The organism is Microcystis sp. LE18-22.4A (assembly GCF_027531105.1).
Lineage (GTDB): Bacteria > Cyanobacteriota > Cyanobacteriia > Cyanobacteriales > Microcystaceae > Microcystis > Microcystis aeruginosa.
Genome location: NZ_JAPZRB010000560.1, coordinates 1 through 1,396 on the forward strand (window position 1 = coordinate 1; position 1,396 = coordinate 1,396).

Consider the following 1,396-nt stretch of genomic DNA (forward strand, 5'->3'; position numbering starts at 1 on the left):
AAATCCTTATCTGGCAAGAGACTTAATTGATTAGTTCGCTCTAGAGCAAAAACAATTGACAAAAATCGCTAAATGCCTTTCTATATAAGGGTTCCATCCCTTATAACCCCCGTCCATTGCATAACACAAACCGAAGAGCCATAAATTTTCCTTTTACCTGTTAGCTGCGGTGAAAAAATGGGAATACTAAGGGATGTAGTGGGTTGTACAGTCTTTACTGGCTCTATTCCATGTCATTAGCAAACAAGAAACTTCAGACCAAGCTGCCTTCCTTTGCCCAAAAGTTAGTGCAATCGGGTTATACTACCCTAGAGGAAATCGAGCGCATCATGGCTGATGAATTAACTTTACCCTCCCTCTCTGCTGCCAATAATCCTGAGATTCCCTCGGATGTTTTCGGGAGAATCGAGGCGATCGAGCAGTTATTACAGGCTCTCAACCGTGAATTACAGTCACTAAAGCGGGAAATTAGCCTAAATTCGCCCACAGCTTCCCCTGAGAGCGCAAATCCGACTATTCTCGACCAGGAGTTGCCTGATTTGACTAATCCAGTCCTTCCTTCCCGAAACTGGTCATCGGACAAAGAAACGATCTTTTCCGCTGCCCCTGTTTATGAGGAGTTAACCGACCCCGGCGATTGGGAACAGTTAAAACGGCAACTAGACCAGAATCAAGACCTGATCGCCTCCTCGCAAGTCGATACTTCTTTTCCTTCCGTCCTCGATCCTTGGTCCTAGTCGGGTAAAATGCTGGGGAAAAGAATTAAAATTTAACCTGGGCAATATTTGAGGACTAAAAAGTAATGACCACAGAATTAGAAACCAAAAAAGTTACTCCTACTCGCTGTTTGGTTGGTGCGGCAATTTCGGCAGCATTGGGGACAATTCTCTATTATCTCACAGCAGCGATCGGTCATTCTTTTTACTCAAAACCAATGGTTGCTCACAGTCCGATCGCCTTGAGAATTGGCAGTGCTGTCCGCACTTTAGTTTTTGGTTTAGCTTCTCTAGGAACCTTTATTTTTGCTTTTGTCACCATTGGTTTAATTCTTTTGGCTATCCAATTACTGCTTAAACGCCCTCAACAAATTTGACACTCCCATCGCACTCATGCGAGGGATTCTTCATTCACAGGGAGATGCCTTGCAAAAGCAGTGCCTTTACTTGGTCTTACTCTCCCTCCAGAAGCAGTAGCGGTATGCCCTACCGCCAAAATTCGTAAACCTTCATCTCGAATATTCTTAGCGGCATTGATGTCTCTATCGTGGGTTTCTCCACACTTAGGACATTGCCAACTGCGAATATCTAAACTCAAACTATCCAGACGATTTAAACAGTTACTACAAGTCTTAGAGCTAGGAAAGAATCTATCTACTTCTATATAGATTTTTCCTTCC

3 protein-coding genes are annotated in these 1,396 nt (G+C 43.6%); 2 read left to right on the forward strand and 1 reads right to left on the reverse strand.

What is annotated here, in order from left to right; genetic code table 11:
• Window positions 1–230: 230 nt before the first annotated feature.
• Together O9295_RS24030 and O9295_RS24035 are read left to right on the forward strand one after the other, a co-directional pair.
• Window positions 231–737 (forward strand): general secretion pathway protein GspE, encoded by a 507-nt coding sequence (locus tag O9295_RS24030; protein ID WP_147069216.1) that lies wholly within the window; start codon window positions 231–233, stop codon window positions 735–737.
• 65 nt (window positions 738–802) lie between these two features.
• Window positions 803–1,093: a DUF3082 domain-containing protein gene (locus O9295_RS24035; RefSeq protein ID WP_079209266.1), complete on the forward strand. Its 291-nt coding sequence runs from the start codon at window positions 803–805 to the stop codon at window positions 1,091–1,093.
• A gap of 14 nt (window positions 1,094–1,107) precedes the next feature.
• Here O9295_RS24035 and O9295_RS24040 read toward each other — a convergent pair.
• A partial coding sequence (locus O9295_RS24040; RefSeq protein WP_288035848.1) for a zinc ribbon domain-containing protein occupies window positions 1,108–1,396 on the reverse strand: 289 nt, incomplete at its 5' end.